Origin of the sequence: Pseudomonas sp. Pse1, from assembly GCF_024519635.1 — a bacterium.
Taxonomy (GTDB): domain Bacteria; phylum Pseudomonadota; class Gammaproteobacteria; order Pseudomonadales; family Pseudomonadaceae; genus Aquipseudomonas.
On record NZ_JALJRO010000027.1, the window covers coordinates 40490 to 57490 of the forward strand.

Here is a 17001-nt window from a genome sequence, read left to right on the forward strand (position 1 = left end):
CGTTGTCGCTATTAAATACGATGATATCACCGTGAAATTATGGCATGCGGGCGTTACCAAGGAAGGTTCCCTTCACAAGAAGGCTTGATGCCTCCTTTCGTCTCTCTCGGTGCTACCAGCCAAACGCACGCCAGCCGAAAGCTGCTGCGCGCTGCCCTGCACGAGAGAGATGATGTCGATCATCAAAACGAAATATCTGTTCTTACGCCCCCGTGGCGAGACGCTCATAGACATCGTCATCCTTGCCCAAGCTTGGAAAAAGACCCAAGGTTTCATCCGTCGCCACAACTCGTATGCTGATGTCCTTGAACTCGATAGATCTACCGTCAACCTAGAGCAGCAATTGATCGTGTGGGCCTCGGACTTAGAGAAACCTCGGTTTCAGACCATGGAAATGATGCTGGTGCCTGCTCCCAAAAATGGAAGGTGGGTATTCCCGACGGACCTTGAGCCAGAGAAAGACGATTTCTTAGAAACCATTATTACCCGCTCTATATTTAACGCCTGGGGGCCAGTTCCAGACAAAGAAGATAATCCATCTAAACAACCCAGCCTTCAAAAATTACGGCCTCTCGCACATATAGGCATTCGCGATCAGTCTCTAGCGACTGCCGTAATGATGTGCCTTGCTGAATCCATAGAAACAACCCAAGGGAACCCGGACGAAGTTGATGCCGTTAAAGCACGCTCAAATGGCCTCACAAGCTACGGAAATCGACTTCACTGCCGATGGGCCGAAAGTGCTGGAAGCCGTGCTAAAGCCAATTTTTCTTGGGGTAATAGCCAGACCTATCGTAAATACTACCAAGACTATCGCGCGTTCTTATCTCGCCCACGCCAAATCTGTGCTGAGTCAGCTCAACGGACACCTAAAGGAAAAGAGCTATCCGTAATTTCTCTTGATTTAAAGTCATTCTATGATCGCGTTGATCTTCAGGCATTGGTAATTGAGCTACAACGCCTTGAGACCGAGTTTAATCGAGCATTTCATGTGCAGGCGGACAATGGCGCCGACCAAGATTTCTGGGATAAAACGGAAAAAATATTGAAATGGCGCTGGCGGGACAGCGACAACGAACAGGCTGAATTATTCAATGAGCTGGGAAGTAAAAAGCTAGACCTTGGACTTCCGCAAGGTCTCGTGGCATCAGGATTTTTAGCAAACGCATATTTAATTGGCTTTGACCAAGCAATCGACAGAGATACTCGTGAGAACCTCGTGGTCGAAGACAGCGGAATCAAGATTCTTGATTATTGCCGTTACGTCGACGACATCAGGATTGTAATTGAAGCACCAAGCCATAGCTCCCCACTCAACCAAATAAAAAACTATGTAATTGAAAAACTTCAAGAGCATTGCAAACGTATCGGCGCCAAAAAAGATATTATCTTATCAGAGGAAAAGTGCTCTATAACTCCCTATCGCTCAATGTCGTCGCAGAATAACGTATCAACATTAATGAGCGTGCTTGGGGCTGAGTTGAGCGGAACTTTTGATATCGATTCATTAGCACAAGCCGCTGGCGGTCTCGAGGGTTTGCTCTGGATATCGGATCAGATCGAAGGATCACAAGAACCGCCAAAATCCAAGCTAAGATTAGCAACGATCGCTGCCCCCGCAACAGACGTTCGAGACGACACAGTCAAACGCTTTGTGGCGACTCGTCTCGTAGAGTTGATGAGACAGCGTCTAGCCATGACTGATCTCAGCGCACCTGATGATACAGGCGAGTCCTTAGGGGATCGGATGAATGGCGGAGAGGCCCTTGCCCATGAATTCGAATCTACAGCGCGTAAATTAATTAAATGCTGGGCAGAAAATCCCGCTCTAGTATTATTGCTCCGATGCGGGCTTGATTTATTCCCCCACCCCAAGTTGCTCGCACCAGTACTGGAAGCACTTAGTGCAAAGCTTTTCGAAGCTCCAGGCGAACCAAGTCAAAATGAACAGCGTCAAATTAAAAGCGCTGAATACATCGCTGCTGACTTGCTACGTGCCGGCATTGTGGAGACCGGTTTCCGGGATGACGAGAGCTATCCTGAAAACATCGACATTCAAGGTTACAGAGAAGATCTTGGAGACTTCGCAAGAACTATCGTTGTAGAGCGAGAAAATTCGCCTTGGTACTTGTTACAGCAAGCACTGCTTTACTTAGCATCGATTGGAGATAATAGTGTAAGCCTTGATAATATCGAAGAGCCCGCGATTACCGAGCCATATAACAGGCTGCGAAGCGCACTTCTCTTTGAGCGTTCCAGCTCAGCCGAGCTGTTGAAGACTATTCCGTATGCACTTGTTGCTCAGCAAATGCATCCGAATCCGCGGCGCTTTGCCGCTTGGATAGCTGAAGGTCTTCGCTCTACCCTGTCAGCCAGTCAGATACAGAAAATAGTAAACTTAGTAGCCCTTGAAAGGCCTGACTTGCTTCTAGAGGCGACCAGCAAGCGGGATGCCACGTTGCAAAAATGGAAAAAATTTGTCCCACAATCTGTAGTTGAAATTGGCCGTATCAGTGCCAGCAAACAAAAAGAAAACAAAACAAAACACTAGCAACACGCCAATTACTTCGGGTCATGCAAGACCCATTCAATGCTTTCGGCCAAGAAAATGGCCTTTTAATGCTTGCCAAAGCACTTCTTACTACACCAGACATTGAAGCGCGACTCTCAAACAGACTCAGCCCTATAGATATTACTCTTACATGCTCAAATTGGACGCAGCTACAATCACTTCCGAATAGCTCTGAATTCTTGAAAGTTATTTTATCCGAAGAATCAGATGAAAATAACCCGCTATATGAGAACCCAGAATGGGTTAGCGATGATCAGACCTGGATGTACGGATTAGGTCGTATTCTAAGGTCAGCATTAACAGGCGATTTCGACTTCACCGCGAGGAGATTCTTAATAACAGAGGAAATTGGGCGCTACAGAGGCATTCGGAGCAGTTGGTATAAGCGCCGCTTTGGAATGCTCAATTCTGGCAGCGGCATGCTGGACGAGCCTGCACCAATTTCCCCGTGGCTTTCTGGATTTATTTCAATACTCCTCCAATGGCCTGGAATCGAATTTAAGGCCAATGATGCGGCACCGGTTTCCGACGTCCGCACACCGGGTGAACTGTTGGCAATTCTTGAAAAACGCATTTCAGAGCAACGGGAATTATATGGGGTGCGCAGTAAAACTCCTTTCTACGTTATCCCAACCAGCGACGGCACCGCCCTTGTGGACAGGCCGTTGCGGGTTGCGATTGTCCAGACGCTTCGTCCTAGGATGGATGATTTCGATACCAAGGACCCTACACACTGGACTCCGGCGATGTTGTCACAACACCGACGTCACTTGGCTCAGGTGTGTCGCCTAGCGCACGCTAAATTGCGTGCTTGGGCCTCATCTCGACCGCTAAAAGACGGGGAGGATGAAGACTCCAAGATCGATGTTATCCTTTTCCCTGAATTAGCTGTTCATCCCGAACACGTTTTTTTTCTACGGCGCCTTTCAGACATGCTTAAGGCCAATATCTTCACTGGGCTTACATTCATGCATTCCAGTAAATGCGGAGGCCCGATCAACCAGGGCCTATGGCTAATCCGGACAGACGCTCCAGATCAGGGCCGGAATATCCAATACGTGTGGCAGGGAAAACTGCACCCAATGAAACTTGAACAACAGATGGGAGTTAAAGGACATCGTCCTCATGTAACGCTGGTGGAGCTTCCAATAGGTACGACTTCACCAACACGCCTGGCTGCGGCGATTTGCTACGATGCAACTGATCTTGATTTGGTAGCAGATTTACGAGACCGGTCAGATGTATTCCTCGTTTCAGCGTTGAATCAGGACGTGCAAACATTTGACAATATGGTGGCGGCACTCCATTTCCACATGTACCAACCAGTAGTGCTTGCGAACTCAGGTGAGTTTGGTGGCTCTACAGCCCAAATTCCGCTTCCTAAACATGAACGCTTAGTAGCCCATATCCATGGAAACAATCAAGTCGCAGTCAGTGTTTTCGAAATAGATCCAACCCCTTTTAAATCCACAAAACCCGGACGATCACCAAAACAGGTAAAAACTGCACCTGCCGGTTATAAAGGAAGAGTGCACTGACTGGAGAAGATCAAGGATTATTCCGAAGCTGCGCTTCGTGTTCCTAAAATGCCTGCTCCGCCGGATGGAGCTAGGAGATCCGTAGGCTTCCCGCGATAAGGTTTCTAAATTCTGGAAGCTCTACGCTTGAGTCTTAGCGGCAGTAAAATGGTGGGTTGGGTCCAAAAACACCGGACCCAGTTCCGTATGCAGAATCGATTATTGGGATACCCAGTAGATGCAAAATCTCGTGATTCCCGAGAACAGATGCATTGGGTCGGATGCAGCCCTTCACGAAAGGCAGTAATCCACCAAAAGCGGGCCATCGCGAAGGGCATATTTCGACCTATAGCGGTGAATAGCTACAGATCATAGTGGTAGGGATTGTGAGTTGTACCCTCTAGAGTTAGCCATACAAAAGACTAAACACCGTCAGCGAATGGAACTGCAAGAATCGTGCATTTATTCTACAGATCTACCATCTCCCTCAATTCCAAAGCAGCCCGCTGCCGTTGTGCCTTAGACGCTTTACCCACCTTTGTGCAAAGAGAAACCTGATGCATGAGTTTAAAATAAATAGTATTTCAGCGTTATTGGAACTGATCTCAAAAACAAAAAAAGAAGGTCACACCCTATATTTCAGAGGACAAAAAAGACAATACGAAACGATCATGCCTTCAATCGACAGAGATGGCTTGTTAGAAAGTGAAGATAAGCTTTTTAAGGAGTTTATCATCAGAAACCCTGATGAATTCAAAGGACAAAGATCGACTTTTGAAATCCTTACAAAAATGCAACACTACGGTTTGCCTACGCGACTTTTAGATATTACGACAAACCCCCTTGTTGCATTGTTTTTTGCTGTGGAATCTGATAATGAAACAGCGTCTGAATCAGGTGATTTTATAATTTACGCCATACCAGACAGATTTATCAAATATTACGACTCAGATACTGTTAGCGTAGTTTCCAATATCGTAAAAAGACCATCAAATAAATTAGATATTAGCAAAATCGCTCGAAAGCTTTCAGATCAAGAGAGCAAAGAGCAGTGGATTAATAGATTCAATCGCCACACTCACATCAAATATCTGCTTCATGAGATAAAAGATGAAAAGCCGTATTTCTCTCACGTCATACAAAAAGATCACCTTCAATCGATCTGGTGCGTAAAGCCACTACTCAACAACCGACGAATAATAAAGCAAGACGGTGCCTTTCTTCTGTTTGGAATAGATGGCACAAAGAGAAAGCTTGCCGACTACAAGAAGGCAGAGTTTCAACCTCTGAGGTACCAGGTCGAGAACAAAGTAGAACTTAGAGAGCAGTTAGAGCTACTGGGCTTTTCAAAAGATAAAATTTACCCAGAAATGGATACAACTGCAGATTATCTTAAAGACAAATACAAAAAATCCTAACAATGCAATCAACTGCCACTCACTTCACTCTTCGGAACGGACCAAGCCCCAACCATTAATTAAACCATCAGAGGTTTACCCAGTGACAAGAAAGCCTGCAACAACATGGGAAATGCTGAATATTGCCATGTCCTACTACCAAGAGCATATTCAATCGAAAGTAGATCATTGTTCGCTCTCCATTACTGACCTACTTCACGTCAGCAATTTCAAGGGTGGAAATGCGTCCATAAGTGAGCCCCTCGTGACATTAACCGAAAAAATCATGTATTACGAAGTTGTACTAAGAAAGGTCGAGCAGCGATTCTCCGGAAAATCGCTCTCTACGTTGACCACCAGTGAGTTGAGTACGTTAGTTTCGCTATACGACGAATTCCTTGCACTAACAAAAAAAAATTCAAGCAAAATCAGAGGGTTTGGACCTTCCTATGCTTCGGCAATTTTGGCAGCACACCATTTGAGTCTTATTCCTGTGCTTGATCGCCGCGCCCTAAATGGGGCCGGTATCGCGGTGAAAAAAGACAGCCAAAATCAGGTTAAGGAAATCGCCAGCCACTACGGCGAATTAATACGAGCATTTCACACCGAATTAACTAGTCGACCAGAGTTGAGTGTTCGGCAATTGGATAAAGAGTGGTTTTCAACAAAGCTCTAGCAACTGGTCACTGGCGTGATGATCTTGATTGGCCGCTGATTGGGCCCTATCGTTAGCGTCCGCTTCTGGCCGATTCTGTTGAAAAAGTCGACCGTAGTTTGCGCATCAGAAAAATACGCGTCCGAGATTAAAATCTTTGCTTTTCGCAGAGGCTTCCGGACTCGGATTTCACGTAGCAGCGTGCAAAAAAGGCGTTTTCACCATTCAATGATCAAGCAGTTTGTGCAGACCGACTTTTTCAACAGAATCGGCCGTTTTCTACCTGTCACGACACATTGAAACCACAAGTGAAGTCCGGCCAGTGAGTAGGGTTATTTTGTTCTCGCCAATTGTGGGTGGTAGCTATTCTTGGTCTACATCTCGGTCCAACAGCTCGTGAAGACGTCAATAGCCCACTTGGGGTTGATTCGACGTCTGGCCCACAGAGGAGTCCGCCATGACCGCCGTCGATTGCCTCAGGTATTTGCGCATCGCGCTGGTCTTGACTGGCCTGGCGTGCCTTGCGCTCTACCCGCTCATGTTGCTTTGGCCGTCCGGCTGGGCCTGGCACGACGGTCACTCGGACTACCCGATGATGATCGTTGGCCTCTACGCCACCCTTGGGGTTTTCCTCATTCGATCCGCACGTGACCCCTTGGCCAATCTGAGCCTGATCTGGTTCACCGTGTGGTCCAGCGCCGTACACGGGGCGATCATGGCTGTCCAGGCGCTGACCCAGCCAGCGCAGATGGGGCACTTGGTCGGTGACGTGCCGGCGCTGTTCATCGTGGCGATTGCCTTGGCCAGCTTGACCTGCGGGCTGTCCGCCGAACACGCTTGACTCCTCCTTCAGCTCGTCATCGAGAAACGAATGCCTGTTCTTGCAGACTCGTCTTGATCAATGCAGCCAAAAACCGGGCAGCAGGTGGCAGTTCTTCGCCACTGCTGTGCAGCACATAGCCAAGGCTTGGCAGCGCGGGCAGGCCCGAGACTACGCTGAGATGGGACGGCAGCCCGATCCGGGTACGCAGCGTCAGCCCCAGTCCGGCGGCGACCGCTGCCCACAGACCACCGACGCTGGGGCTGGTCAGGGCAATCCGCCAGGGTATTTTTGCGCCATCCAGCGCCTGGGTGGCGGTGCTGCGCATTACGCAAGGCGCGTCAAACAGGATCAAGGGTAACGGCGCGTTATCCAGGGTTGGTGCCTGTGGCCGATCGCGGGCTCCGATCCAGTGCATCGGGGTTTCGCCCAGCCGCGTGGCATGAGGCGGCAAGTGCCCGGTGTCCCAGGCCAACGCCAGGTCCAGACCGGCGCTTTCGACCAGAGCAAGGAGTTCGGCATTTCGGGCGATCCGGATTTCGAGATTGACCCGTGGATACGTCTGCACGAAGCGTCGCAGGATATCGCTCAGGAAATGTTCCCCGAAGTCCTCTTGCAGCCCCAGACGCAGGGTCCCGGCGGTCTGGTTTTCGCGCAGCGTCTGGAAGATCCCATCGTTCAGCTCCAGCAGCCGACGGGCATGGCTGAGCAGTGTTTCCCCCATGGCGGTCAGGACCAGTCCGCGCCCGGATTTGGCCAATATCGGCGTACCGACCTGTTCTTCGAGTTTCTTCATTTGGGCGCTGACCGCAGACGTCGACCGACCGAGTCGATCCGCCGCCTTGGCAAAACTGTTGTACTCGACGCCGGTGACGAAGGTCCGCAATACCTCGAGATCGAAGGTGGGACGGCGCATTGGATAGTCCACTAAAACAGGATGATGAGCGCCATTAAATCTGATATTCGGAATGGTTGCGACTTGTTAATTTTTCTCCGTCATCGCCAATCTCCGAGGAAATAAACATGAGTGCATCAACAGTCAACGGGCCGGACAGCCCCAGTAGCTACCCGCAAAAATTTACCGAACTCACCGACAAGGTGCTGTTTGCCGACATGTGGAACCGTCCACAACTCAAGCCCCGGGATCGCAGTCTGGTGACGGTGGCCGCCTTGGTGGCGCTGTACCGTCTGGAGCAACTGCCCTTCCATTTCAAACGTGCGCGGGACAATGGTCTGGCTGTCGATGAACTGGCGGAAGTCATCACCCATCTGGCGTTTTATTCCGGATGGCCAACCGCTGCGTCGGCGCTGAACCTGCTCAGTGAACTACAGGCTTGCCAGCCAACTTGTCAGGAGTAACGGTTGATGCCCTTTGCCCGAATTTCATTGCACCAGGGGAAGTCTGCGGAGTATCTGCGGGCATTGTCCGAGGGATTACACGAGGCCCTGGTCGAGAGCTTCGAAGTGCCGAAGACTGACCGGTTTCAGGTCATTCACCAGCATGCGGCCGGCGAACTGATATTTGATCCCCACTACCTGGGCGGACCGCGCAGCCATGACTTTGTGCTGATCGCGATCACCGCTGGCCGTCCACGAAGTGCTGAGACGAAACAGCGCTTTTACCGCGATCTGGTCGAGAAGCTGGGGCGGGCCACGGGGCTCAACGCAGAGGATGTGATGGTGGTGATCACCACCACGGCCAGCGATGAGTGGTCATTTGCGGGAGGACGGGGCAACTAGCGGTGGAGGTGCGGCATGCGCGTCGCCTGACATGTCGATTTTACGCTTGCTGAATCGTTTAACCCGGTTTATAAAATCGCCACAACTCCAAGAAAGGCTGCCGCCATGACCCCGCTCAAACTCGTTGTTGCCCTCAGCGCACTGTCCGCCGCCTCCCACGCCATGGCCTGGGATTACGTTCTGCTCGACACCGACAAAGCTGCACAGAACTGGCAGATCACCAGCCAGCAACTCGGCATTAAAACCGACAAACCCTTCAGCGTGTCGCTGCGCACCTTGCACGGCGGTCGGCAGGAGGGCGTGAGCATTGTCGACATCGATAACGGCACGATGAAACTCTCGGTGGTGCCGACACGCGGCATGAACGTCTTGCAGGCCTCGGTCGGCCAGGTGCGCATGGGTTGGGATTCGCCGGTCAAGGAGGTGGTCAATCCGGCCTTCATCGAACTCAATGGCCGCGGTGGTCTGGGCTGGCTGGAAGGTTTCAATGAACTGGTGACCCGCTGCGGCTACGAATGGGTCGGCCACCCGGGTATCGACAACGGCGAACTGCTGACCCTGCACGGTCGGGCTGCCAACATTCCGGCGAACAAAGTCACCCTGCACATTGATGAAAAGCCACCGTACGCCATCACCCTGCGCGGCGAACTGAAAGAGCAGGCGTTCAAGAAAGTCGACTTCTCCGTCGCGACCGAACTGGTTACCGAACCCGGCAGCGTGACGTTCGCCCTCAACGACACGCTGACCAACAACGGCGACTATCCGAAGGAATACCAGGCGCTGTATCACAGCAACTTCAGTACCCCATTCCTCGAGCAAGGCGCTCGCTTCGCCGCGCCGGTGAAACAGGTGTCGCCGTTCAACGACAAGGCCAAGGGCGATCTGCCGGACTGGCAAACCTACCGCGCACCGACCAAGGACTACGACGAAACGGTCTACAACGTAGTGCCCTATGCCGATGCCAAGGGCGATACCTTGACCGTGCTGCACAACCAGGCCGGCAGCCTGGGCGTTTCGGTCGGTTTCAATACGCAGACACTGCCGGTGTTCTCTCTCTGGAAAAACACCGACACCCAAGGCCAGGGATATGTCACGGGGCTGGAGCCGGGAACCAGTTTTTCCTACAACCGCCGTTATCAGCGGCCACTGAACCTGGTTCCGACCATTGGGCCGAAGGAGCACAAGCAGTTCCGCATCAGCTATAGCTTGTTGTCGGATAAGGCTGCGGTGGACAAGGCCTTGAAGCAGGTGAGCGAGATTCAGGCCGGGCGCGAGACCGAGGTGCGGCAGACGCCGTTGGTTGATCTGACCAAGGGGTGATACCGTCTGCAGCCCCTCGGCCAACTATTCACGCCCGATCCCATCGACGTGCTCAAGGTCCGCCCGCATGCGCGCGACCTTGAGCAACCACCCTCTCCTGCCTGTTGCCATTACATCTGTTTGCCGTTACGCGCAGCGATCGCCACGGTGGTCGGCGAATCCGCCAGTGACACGAACTTGCGTGTCGCACCATCCAGCGCATCGATGCAGCCTGCCTCGATGTCGTAAACCCAGCCGTGCAGATTCATGCGGCCCTGCTCCAGCGCCAGTGCCACCGAGGGATGGGTGCGCAGGTTCGCCAACTGCGCGATGACGTTTTCGCGCACCAAGCCGTCGAGCTTGGCCCGAGGCGAGTCGAATTCATGGGCCGCGTTGATCGCTTTCGCAGCGTCCGAGTGGCGCAGCCAGTTGGCGACCGCCGGCATATGATCCAGACAGGTGCAGCGCGAAATCGCGCCCATGGCACCGCAGTCCGAGTGACCGCAAATCACGATGTCTTCCACGCCGAGCACGGCGACGGCATATTCGACGGTGGCCGAGACGCCGCCTGGCTCCGGACCATAGGACGGCACAATGTTACCCGCGTTGCGAATCACGAACAGTTCGCCCGGTTCGCGCTGCGTCAGCAGCTCGGGCACCACCCGGCTGTCCGAGCAGGTGACGAACAACGCCTTTGGATTTTGTGTCGTGGCGAGTTGCTTGAACAGTTCGACCCGCTGCGGGTAAACCTCGCGCTGAAAGCGCAGAAAGCCGTCAATAATGTCACGCATGGAGTCCTCCAAAGCCAAATTGCCGATGGTGGCACGAGCACTCGATAGGCCCTCGCGCCGCAATGCCCATCATTATTACAGAGGTCGCGCGCCTTGGCTTTACCCGATCAACGAGGGACATCGCGCCGCCACGGCCCTTGACGCGGAGAAGCCCCGCTGGGCTGATCCGCCGGTTTCATCCACGCACCAGGTGGACTGTCAGGCCGGCCAATGCGCAGGCGAACAGCACCTCAATCACACCTCGCTTGAAGCGCAACAACGCCACCGCTGCTGCCACCGCGATCAGCGCCGAAGGCCAGTCAAACGTCCCGCTCAAGCCCTTGGGCCACAGCACGTGGTAGCCGAAGAACATCGCGAGGTTGAGGATCACGCCCACCACTGCGGCCGTAATCCCCGTCAGCGGTGCAGTGAATTTCAGCTCATTGTGGGTCGACTCCACCAACGGACCACCGATGAGGATGAACAGGAACGACGGCAGGAAGGTGAACCAGGTCACCAGACTCGCCGCGACTGCGCCGGCGAGGAATGGGTGCTGCGCTCCAAACATCGGGTACACATAGCCACCGAGAAAGCCAACGAAGGCGACCACCATGATCAGCGGCCCGGGGGTGGTTTCCCCCAGGGCCAGACCATCGATCATCTGGGTCGGCGTCAGCCAGCCATAGTGCCCGACCGCACCCTGGTAGACGTAGGGCAACACTGCGTACGCGCCGCCAAAGGTCATCAATGCGGCCTTGGTGAAGAACCAGCCCATCTGCGTCAACGTGCCATCCCAGCCAAACGACAACGTCAGCAGCCCCATCGGCAACAGCCACAGTGCGGCACCGACCAGCAGCAGACGCAGCAGATGCCCCCAACTGAAACGGGCGTGTTCGGGCGCCGGAGTGTCGTCATCGATCAGGGCCGGGCCATAGCTGCTCTTCGCGGTGCCATGACCGCCACCGATGACAAATGTGTCCGGGGCGATGCGCCCGCCAACATAACCAATGATGGCTGCCATCAGCACGATCAGCGGGAACGGCACGTTGAGGGCGAAGATGGCCACGAACGAAGCCCCTGCCATGCCCCACAGCCAGCCATTCTTCAGGGCTCGCGAGCCAATCCGGTAGGCCGCGTGAACGACAATCGCCGTGACCGCTGGCTTGATGCCATAGAACACCCCGGCAACCACCGGCACTTCGCCAAAGGCGACGTAGATCCAGGACAACCCGATCAGGATGAACAGCGACGGCAACACGAACAAGGCGCCAGCAATCACCCCGCCCCAGGTACGGTGCATGAGCCAGCCGATGTAGGTGGCAAGCTGCTGGGCCTCAGGGCCAGGCAGTAACATGCAGTAGTTCAGCGCGTGGAGAAAGCGCTTCTCACTGATCCAGCGCCGACGCTCCACCAGCTCCTGGTGCATGATCGAAATCTGCCCGGCCGGCCCGCCAAAGCTGATGAAGCCCAACTTGAGCCAGAACAGGAAGGCTTGATAGAGGCCAACCGAGTGCTGAGTCGCCTGAGGTGGCGGCTGTCCGTTTGTTGCGCAGGTGGGATCAAGCATTTTCGACTTCTTCCGTTGCGAACGCTGTCAGCAGGCCAAATACGGTTTCCCAAAGCTCCACGACGCACCGGCGATGGTGTAGCCCTCGAATTGAAGGAGCAGACGCTAGCGCTTTGGCGTGGGTAATGTCCACCGTCTCATTTTTTGACCGTTAACTGCCGACCGAGGAAGACAGCTTCTGCCCTTTTTCCAGCTTTTTCAGCCACCTCCCCCTTTCAGAAGCAGCCACTTATTCACGGCATTTCCTTGCACGAATACCAGGGAACGAAATAATCCTGAGCTGGCGGATTTGGCTGAAATCACTCAGTCAAATGTGTACCCAGCGAGGAAAAATGCTGTGTAGGCGATTTACCCAATGCTCTCTTGAACATCGTGATGAATGCACTGCAACCAGTCGCGCGTTTTTGCTCTCGAGAAAGGAAGCCGTTTGCTCTTCGGCAAGATGCAGAATCAACTCCAGGACCAGGGGCGTAATGGCAACCGTGCAGGCTGCTGTACTTCTTATTCTTCTTCGGCACTTACAACGGCGCGACGGTTCGTTCATCGGCGCTTCACGAGACGCAGCGCCAGGAGTGCGCTGCGTCCGCCGGGAACCCGCCTCTCCTCAGGCCTGCAACCCGAATGGATCGTCCACGCTATGGCTCGGCTGGGTAAACCAGCGCGGGCCAGTGGCGGTCATGTAGAAGTGATCCTCCAGGCGAATGCCGAACTCCCCCGGCACACAAATCATCGGCTCGTTGGAGAAGCACATGCCTTCGGCCAGCGGCGTCTGGTCACCGCGCACCAGGTACGGCCCTTCGTGAATGTCCAGGCCGATGCCGTGGCCGGTGCGGTGCGGCAGGCCGGGCAGTTGGTAGTCCGGTCCGAGGCCGGCAGCCTCCAGGCTGAGGCGTGCAGCGGCATCCACTGCTTCGCAGGCGTGGCCCAGGCGCGCAGCGTCGAAGGCGGCCTGCTGGGCGGTTTTTTCCAGGTTCCACAGGGCGCGCTGACGCTCGCTCGGGTTGCCGAACACGTAGCTGCGGGTGATATCCGACTGGTAGCCGTGGAGCAGGCAGCCGGTGTCGATCAGCACCATGTCGCCGTCCTTGAGCACCTGCGCGTGTTTCACCCCGTGGGGGAAAGCGCTGGCCTCGCCGAACAGCACGATGCAGAAGGTCGAGCCCGGGGCGCCGACCTTGCGGTGCGCCTCGCGGATGAACTCGGCGACCTCGGTGGTGCTGATGCCGGCGCGCAGGATGCTGGCGGCGGCCTTTTGCACTTCCAGGGTCATGTCCTTGGCGCGCTGCATCAGCGCCAGTTCCGTCGCGGATTTGTGATAGCGGCACGGGTTGATCACGCAAGACCCGTCGACGAACTCGAAGCCTGATCCGAGGCGACGGATGCCGTCGAACATAAAGAACGCCAGGGACGGACACAGACCCACCACCGCGTCGGCGGCGATGCCCAAGCCGGCGAAAATGTCGAGCAGCAGGCGGTAGGGGTTCTCGTGTTCCTGCCAACCATGGATGACCCCGTCGACCTCGCGGAAATCGCGGATGGTGCCTTCTTCGAACGCCGGGGCGATGTAGGCCAGCGGGCCATGGGCGGGCAGTATCGCGCCGACCATGCGTTCGCTCGGGCTCCACTTGACCCCGGTGAAGTAGCGCAGGTTGCTGCCGGCATTGAGGTAGAGGGCGGCAATGCCCTGCTCGCGCATCAGGCCCTGGGCCTTGGCGATGCGTGCCTGGTATTCATCGAGGTCAATGGGCTGCATGCCCGCAGTCATGTTCGTCAGGCCAGCCAGCGCCTGTTCCGCAGTTTTGCCACCTACACCCACTGTCATCGCGTTCTCCCAAGTGATGTTGCGCCGGCAGAAATTTAAGCCTGGCTTAAATAATCGTCAAGGCGTCTTTTCAGTCACACTTAATTTCCGCGAGGCGAAAAGCCTTTTCTGCGAGGCGTCGCCCGTGATACTGGCGCCTTTGTGATCACGAGCCACGCCAATGACTGAAGAGCAGATCGGGGAACGGCTGCGTCGCTACCGTCGCGCCGCCAACAAGACCCTGAACCAAGTCGCCTCCGAAGCAGGCCTCACCGCCAGCTTCCTGTCGCAGGCGGAGCGTAACCTCACTGGCGTCTCGATTTCCTCGTTGGCGCGCATCGCCGGCTCCCTGGGCATTCCCCTCAATACCCTGTTCGACCAGCCGACCCAGCCCCAGCCGGACTCCCACCCGGGCCAGCGGGTGCGTTACTCCATTGGCAACCAGCCGCTGGTGTACGAGCGCCTGTCCAGCAGCTTCCCGGGCAATCTGCTCAACGCGATGAAGATGACCATGGCGGTGGGTTACCAGTCCGAGCTGATTTCCCACGACGGCGCCGAATTCACCTACGTGCTCTGCGGACACATCGTCTACACCATCGAAGGCCATCCCTACCCGCTCGGCCCGGGCGGTTCGGTGCATTTCGATTCGACCAAGCCGCACTCCATTGCCAACGCTGGGGATGAGGTGGCCGAAGTGCTGGTGGTGACCACCATGGGTGGTTTGCTGGACGATCATCCCGCGGGCTGAGGGCACAGGCTGTAGGAGCTGGCTTGTCGGGCCGCCGCATCGCAGCGAAGGCCCCTAGACCGCCGCGCACACCCCCAGACAGCTCGCGTAATCGTTAACGTTTTTCGCGAGCAGGCTCGCTCCCACAGGGGTGAGTTGTCTCCGCCAAGGGACCTCCGAATCAAAAAGTAAGCACCACTGAATTTAAGTTGAACTTAATTTTAGATTCACTTAAATTCTGCCTCGGCCGGTGTCTGCGCGAGGCTCCCTTCTCCCCTCTGCGCTACCACCCGAGCCAAGGTCCGAAAAACCGCAGGGTCAGGTGCATCCCCCCAGCCACGAACGACCTGATCTGCCGCCCTCAAAAATAACAACAATGAGGTTCGCATGCGCAAGACAACCACGCTCAAAACCCTGATCGCTACTGGCCTGATCCTCGGCTCCGGCTGCACCTACGCCGCCAGCAACCTGGTGTTCTGCTCCGAAGGCAGCCCGGCCGGGTTCGACCCGGGTCAATACACCACGGGCACCGACTTCGACGCCTCGGCCGAAACCGTGTTCAACCGTCTCTCGCAGTTCGAGCGTGGCGGCACCAAAGTCATCCCGGGGCTGGCCACCCGCTGGGATCTTTCGACCGATGGCCGGACCTACACCTTCCACCTGCGTGAAGGGGTCAAGTTCCACACCACCGACTACTTCAAGCCGACCCGCGAATTCAACGCCGACGACGTGCTGTTCACCTTCAACCGCATGCTCGACAAGGACATGCCGTTCCGCAAGGCCTACCCCACCGAGTTCCCCTACTTCACCGACATGGGGATGAACGAAAAAATCACCAAGGTGGAAAAACTCGACGAACACACCGTCGCCTTCACGCTCAAGGACGTCGACGCCGCCTTTATCCAGAACATGGCCATGAGCTTTGCCTCGATCCAGTCGGCCGAATACGCCGAGCAACTGCTCAAGGAAGGCAAGGCCCAGGAGATCAACCAGAAGCCGATCGGCACCGGTCCGTTCGTGTTCAGCAAATACCAGAAAGACGCGCAGATTCGCTACAAGGGCAACAAGGATTACTGGAAGCCGGAAGACGTGAAGATCGACAACCTGATCTTCGCCATCACCACCGACGCCTCGGTGCGCACGCAGAAGCTGAAGAAGAACGAGTGCCAGATCACCGCCTTCCCGCGCCCGGCCGACATCAAGCCGCTGCAGGCCGACAAGAACATCCGCATGCCCAGTCAGCCGGGCTTCAACCTCGGCTACATCGCCTACAACTTCACCCGCAAGCCGTTCGACCAGCTTGAAGTGCGCCAGGCGCTGGACATGGCGGTCAACAAGAAAGCGATCATCGACGCCGTGTACCAGGGCGCCGGCCAACTGGCCGTCAACGGCCTGCCGCCGACCCAGTGGTCCTATGACGAGACCATCAAGGATCCGGCCTACAACCCGCAGAAAGCCCGGGAACTGCTGAGCGCTGCCGGGGTGAAAGAAGGCACGGAAATTACCCTCTGGGCCATGCCAGTCCAGCGCCCCTACAACCCCAACGCCAGGCTGATGGCGGAAATGCTCCAGGCCGACTGGGCGAAAATCGGCATCAAGGCCAAAATCGTCAGCTACGAATGGGGCGAGTACATCAAGCGCGCCCACAACAGCGAGCATGACGTCATGCTGATCGGCTTCACCGGCGACAACGGTGACCCGGACAACTGGCTGGGCACCCTCTACAGCTGCAGCTCGGTCAACGGCAACAACTTCGCCAAGTGGTGCAATCCAGGCTACGAAAAACTGGTCAAGGCCGCCGCGGCGACCGCCGACGTGGAGCAGCGCACTGCACTCTATAAAGAAGCGCAGCATGTGCTCAAGGCGCAGGTGCCGATCACCCCGGTCGCCCACTCCACGGTCTACCAGCCAATGCGCACCACGGTGAAGGACTTCCAGATCAGCCCCTTCGGCCTCAGCAGCTTCTATGGCGTCGCCAATCAGAACTAAGTCATCGGGGCCGGTACGCCGGCCCCTTTATCCATCCCCCTGCATGACCCACACGACAAGGAGTGACTCGCCCCAATGCTGAGTTTTATTTTCCGCCGACTGGGACTGCTGATCCCCACGTTCTTCGGCATCACCCTGCTGACGTTC

At 55.3% G+C, this 17001-nt stretch carries 15 protein-coding genes; 11 read left to right on the forward strand and 4 right to left on the reverse strand.

What is annotated here, in order from left to right:
• The first annotated feature begins 172 nt into the window (after nucleotides 1-172).
• From NR126_RS26110 to NR126_RS26130, 5 genes are all read left to right on the forward strand, one after another.
• Nucleotides 173-2551, forward strand: a complete 2379-nt coding sequence (locus NR126_RS26110; protein ID WP_256832300.1) for an RNA-directed DNA polymerase — start codon at nucleotides 173-175, stop codon at nucleotides 2549-2551.
• Nucleotides 2552-2574: 23 nt separating this feature from the next.
• Nucleotides 2575-4110, forward strand: a complete 1536-nt coding sequence (locus NR126_RS26115) for a hypothetical protein (protein WP_256832301.1) — start codon at nucleotides 2575-2577, stop codon at nucleotides 4108-4110.
• A 536-nt stretch (nucleotides 4111-4646) separates the two neighbouring features.
• Nucleotides 4647-5507, forward strand: coding sequence for an FRG domain-containing protein (locus NR126_RS26120; RefSeq protein ID WP_256832302.1), 861 nt, complete (start codon nucleotides 4647-4649; stop codon nucleotides 5505-5507).
• 127 nt (nucleotides 5508-5634) lie between these two features.
• Entirely contained in the window at nucleotides 5635-6162 is a 528-nt protein-coding gene (locus NR126_RS26125) for a hypothetical protein (protein ID WP_256832303.1), read from the forward strand.
• 436 nt (nucleotides 6163-6598) lie between these two features.
• Nucleotides 6599-6982, forward strand: a complete 384-nt coding sequence (locus NR126_RS26130) for a DUF6632 domain-containing protein (RefSeq protein ID WP_256832304.1) — start codon at nucleotides 6599-6601, stop codon at nucleotides 6980-6982.
• A 16-nt stretch (nucleotides 6983-6998) separates the two neighbouring features.
• On the opposite strand, the gene NR126_RS26135 is transcribed toward NR126_RS26130, so the two are convergent.
• Nucleotides 6999-7877, reverse strand: a complete 879-nt coding sequence (locus NR126_RS26135) for a LysR substrate-binding domain-containing protein (protein ID WP_256832305.1) — start codon at nucleotides 7875-7877, stop codon at nucleotides 6999-7001.
• Nucleotides 7878-7984: 107 nt separating this feature from the next.
• On the opposite strand from NR126_RS26135, the gene NR126_RS26140 reads away from it, so the two are divergent.
• The 3 genes from NR126_RS26140 (at nucleotide 7985) to NR126_RS26150 (ending at nucleotide 10021) form a co-directional block, all read left to right on the forward strand.
• Nucleotides 7985-8320 carry a carboxymuconolactone decarboxylase family protein gene (locus NR126_RS26140; RefSeq protein WP_027618472.1) on the forward strand — a complete coding sequence of 112 codons (336 nt, stop codon included), beginning with the start codon at nucleotides 7985-7987 and terminating at the stop codon, nucleotides 8318-8320.
• 6 nt (nucleotides 8321-8326) lie between these two features.
• Complete coding sequence (locus NR126_RS26145) at nucleotides 8327-8701, forward strand: tautomerase family protein (RefSeq protein ID WP_027618473.1); 375 nt, start codon at nucleotides 8327-8329, stop codon at nucleotides 8699-8701.
• 105 nt (nucleotides 8702-8806) lie between these two features.
• Entirely contained in the window at nucleotides 8807-10021 is a 1215-nt protein-coding gene (locus NR126_RS26150; RefSeq protein WP_027618474.1) for an aldose 1-epimerase family protein, read from the forward strand.
• 110 nt (nucleotides 10022-10131) lie between these two features.
• On the opposite strand, the gene NR126_RS26155 is transcribed toward NR126_RS26150, so the two are convergent.
• The 3 genes from NR126_RS26155 to NR126_RS26165 all read right to left on the reverse strand — a co-directional run bounded on the left by NR126_RS26155 (nucleotide 10132) and on the right by NR126_RS26165 (nucleotide 14159).
• Complete coding sequence (locus tag NR126_RS26155; protein ID WP_105755317.1) at nucleotides 10132-10791, reverse strand: carbonic anhydrase; 660 nt, start codon at nucleotides 10789-10791, stop codon at nucleotides 10132-10134.
• 175 nt (nucleotides 10792-10966) lie between these two features.
• A complete protein-coding gene (gene chrA / locus NR126_RS26160; protein WP_256832306.1) occupies nucleotides 10967-12337 on the reverse strand; it encodes a chromate efflux transporter in 1371 nt (456 codons plus the stop codon).
• A gap of 604 nt (nucleotides 12338-12941) precedes the next feature.
• Nucleotides 12942-14159 (reverse strand): Xaa-Pro peptidase family protein, encoded by a 1218-nt coding sequence (locus NR126_RS26165; protein ID WP_105755319.1) that lies wholly within the window; start codon nucleotides 14157-14159, stop codon nucleotides 12942-12944.
• A 160-nt stretch (nucleotides 14160-14319) separates the two neighbouring features.
• Here NR126_RS26165 and NR126_RS26170 point away from each other — a divergent pair, with 160 nt between their 5' ends.
• The 3 genes from NR126_RS26170 to NR126_RS26180 form a co-directional block, all read left to right on the forward strand.
• A complete protein-coding gene (locus NR126_RS26170; RefSeq protein WP_027618482.1) occupies nucleotides 14320-14886 on the forward strand; it encodes a helix-turn-helix domain-containing protein in 567 nt (188 codons plus the stop codon).
• Nucleotides 14887-15252: 366 nt separating this feature from the next.
• Entirely contained in the window at nucleotides 15253-16854 is a 1602-nt protein-coding gene (locus NR126_RS26175; RefSeq protein ID WP_027618483.1) for an ABC transporter substrate-binding protein, read from the forward strand.
• 75 nt (nucleotides 16855-16929) lie between these two features.
• The coding region (locus tag NR126_RS26180) for a hypothetical protein (RefSeq protein WP_256832307.1) at nucleotides 16930-17001 on the forward strand (72 nt) is incomplete at its 3' end.

Bases quoted from the DNA above. Each gene is read 5' to 3' on its own strand.
- chrA (WP_256832306.1), bottom strand. From the start codon at position 12,337: ATGCTTGATCCCACCTGCGCAACAAACGGACAGCCGCCACCTCAGGCG.
- NR126_RS26150 (WP_027618474.1), top strand. From the start codon at position 8,807: ATGACCCCGCTCAAACTCGTTGTTGCCCTCAGCGCACTGTCCGCCGCC.
- NR126_RS26165 (WP_105755319.1), bottom strand. From the start codon at position 14,159: ATGACAGTGGGTGTAGGTGGCAAAACTGCGGAACAGGCGCTGGCTGGC.
- NR126_RS26135 (WP_256832305.1), bottom strand. From the start codon at position 7,877: ATGCGCCGTCCCACCTTCGATCTCGAGGTATTGCGGACCTTCGTCACC.
- NR126_RS26115 (WP_256832301.1), top strand. From the start codon at position 2,575: ATGCAAGACCCATTCAATGCTTTCGGCCAAGAAAATGGCCTTTTAATG.
- NR126_RS26170 (WP_027618482.1), top strand. From the start codon at position 14,320: ATGACTGAAGAGCAGATCGGGGAACGGCTGCGTCGCTACCGTCGCGCC.
- NR126_RS26175 (WP_027618483.1), top strand. From the start codon at position 15,253: ATGCGCAAGACAACCACGCTCAAAACCCTGATCGCTACTGGCCTGATC.
- NR126_RS26110 (WP_256832300.1), top strand. From the start codon at position 173: ATGTCGATCATCAAAACGAAATATCTGTTCTTACGCCCCCGTGGCGAG.
- NR126_RS26125 (WP_256832303.1), top strand. From the start codon at position 5,635: ATGTCCTACTACCAAGAGCATATTCAATCGAAAGTAGATCATTGTTCG.
- NR126_RS26155 (WP_105755317.1), bottom strand. From the start codon at position 10,791: ATGCGTGACATTATTGACGGCTTTCTGCGCTTTCAGCGCGAGGTTTAC.
- NR126_RS26130 (WP_256832304.1), top strand. From the start codon at position 6,599: ATGACCGCCGTCGATTGCCTCAGGTATTTGCGCATCGCGCTGGTCTTG.
- NR126_RS26120 (WP_256832302.1), top strand. From the start codon at position 4,647: ATGCATGAGTTTAAAATAAATAGTATTTCAGCGTTATTGGAACTGATC.
- NR126_RS26140 (WP_027618472.1), top strand. From the start codon at position 7,985: ATGAGTGCATCAACAGTCAACGGGCCGGACAGCCCCAGTAGCTACCCG.
- NR126_RS26145 (WP_027618473.1), top strand. From the start codon at position 8,327: ATGCCCTTTGCCCGAATTTCATTGCACCAGGGGAAGTCTGCGGAGTAT.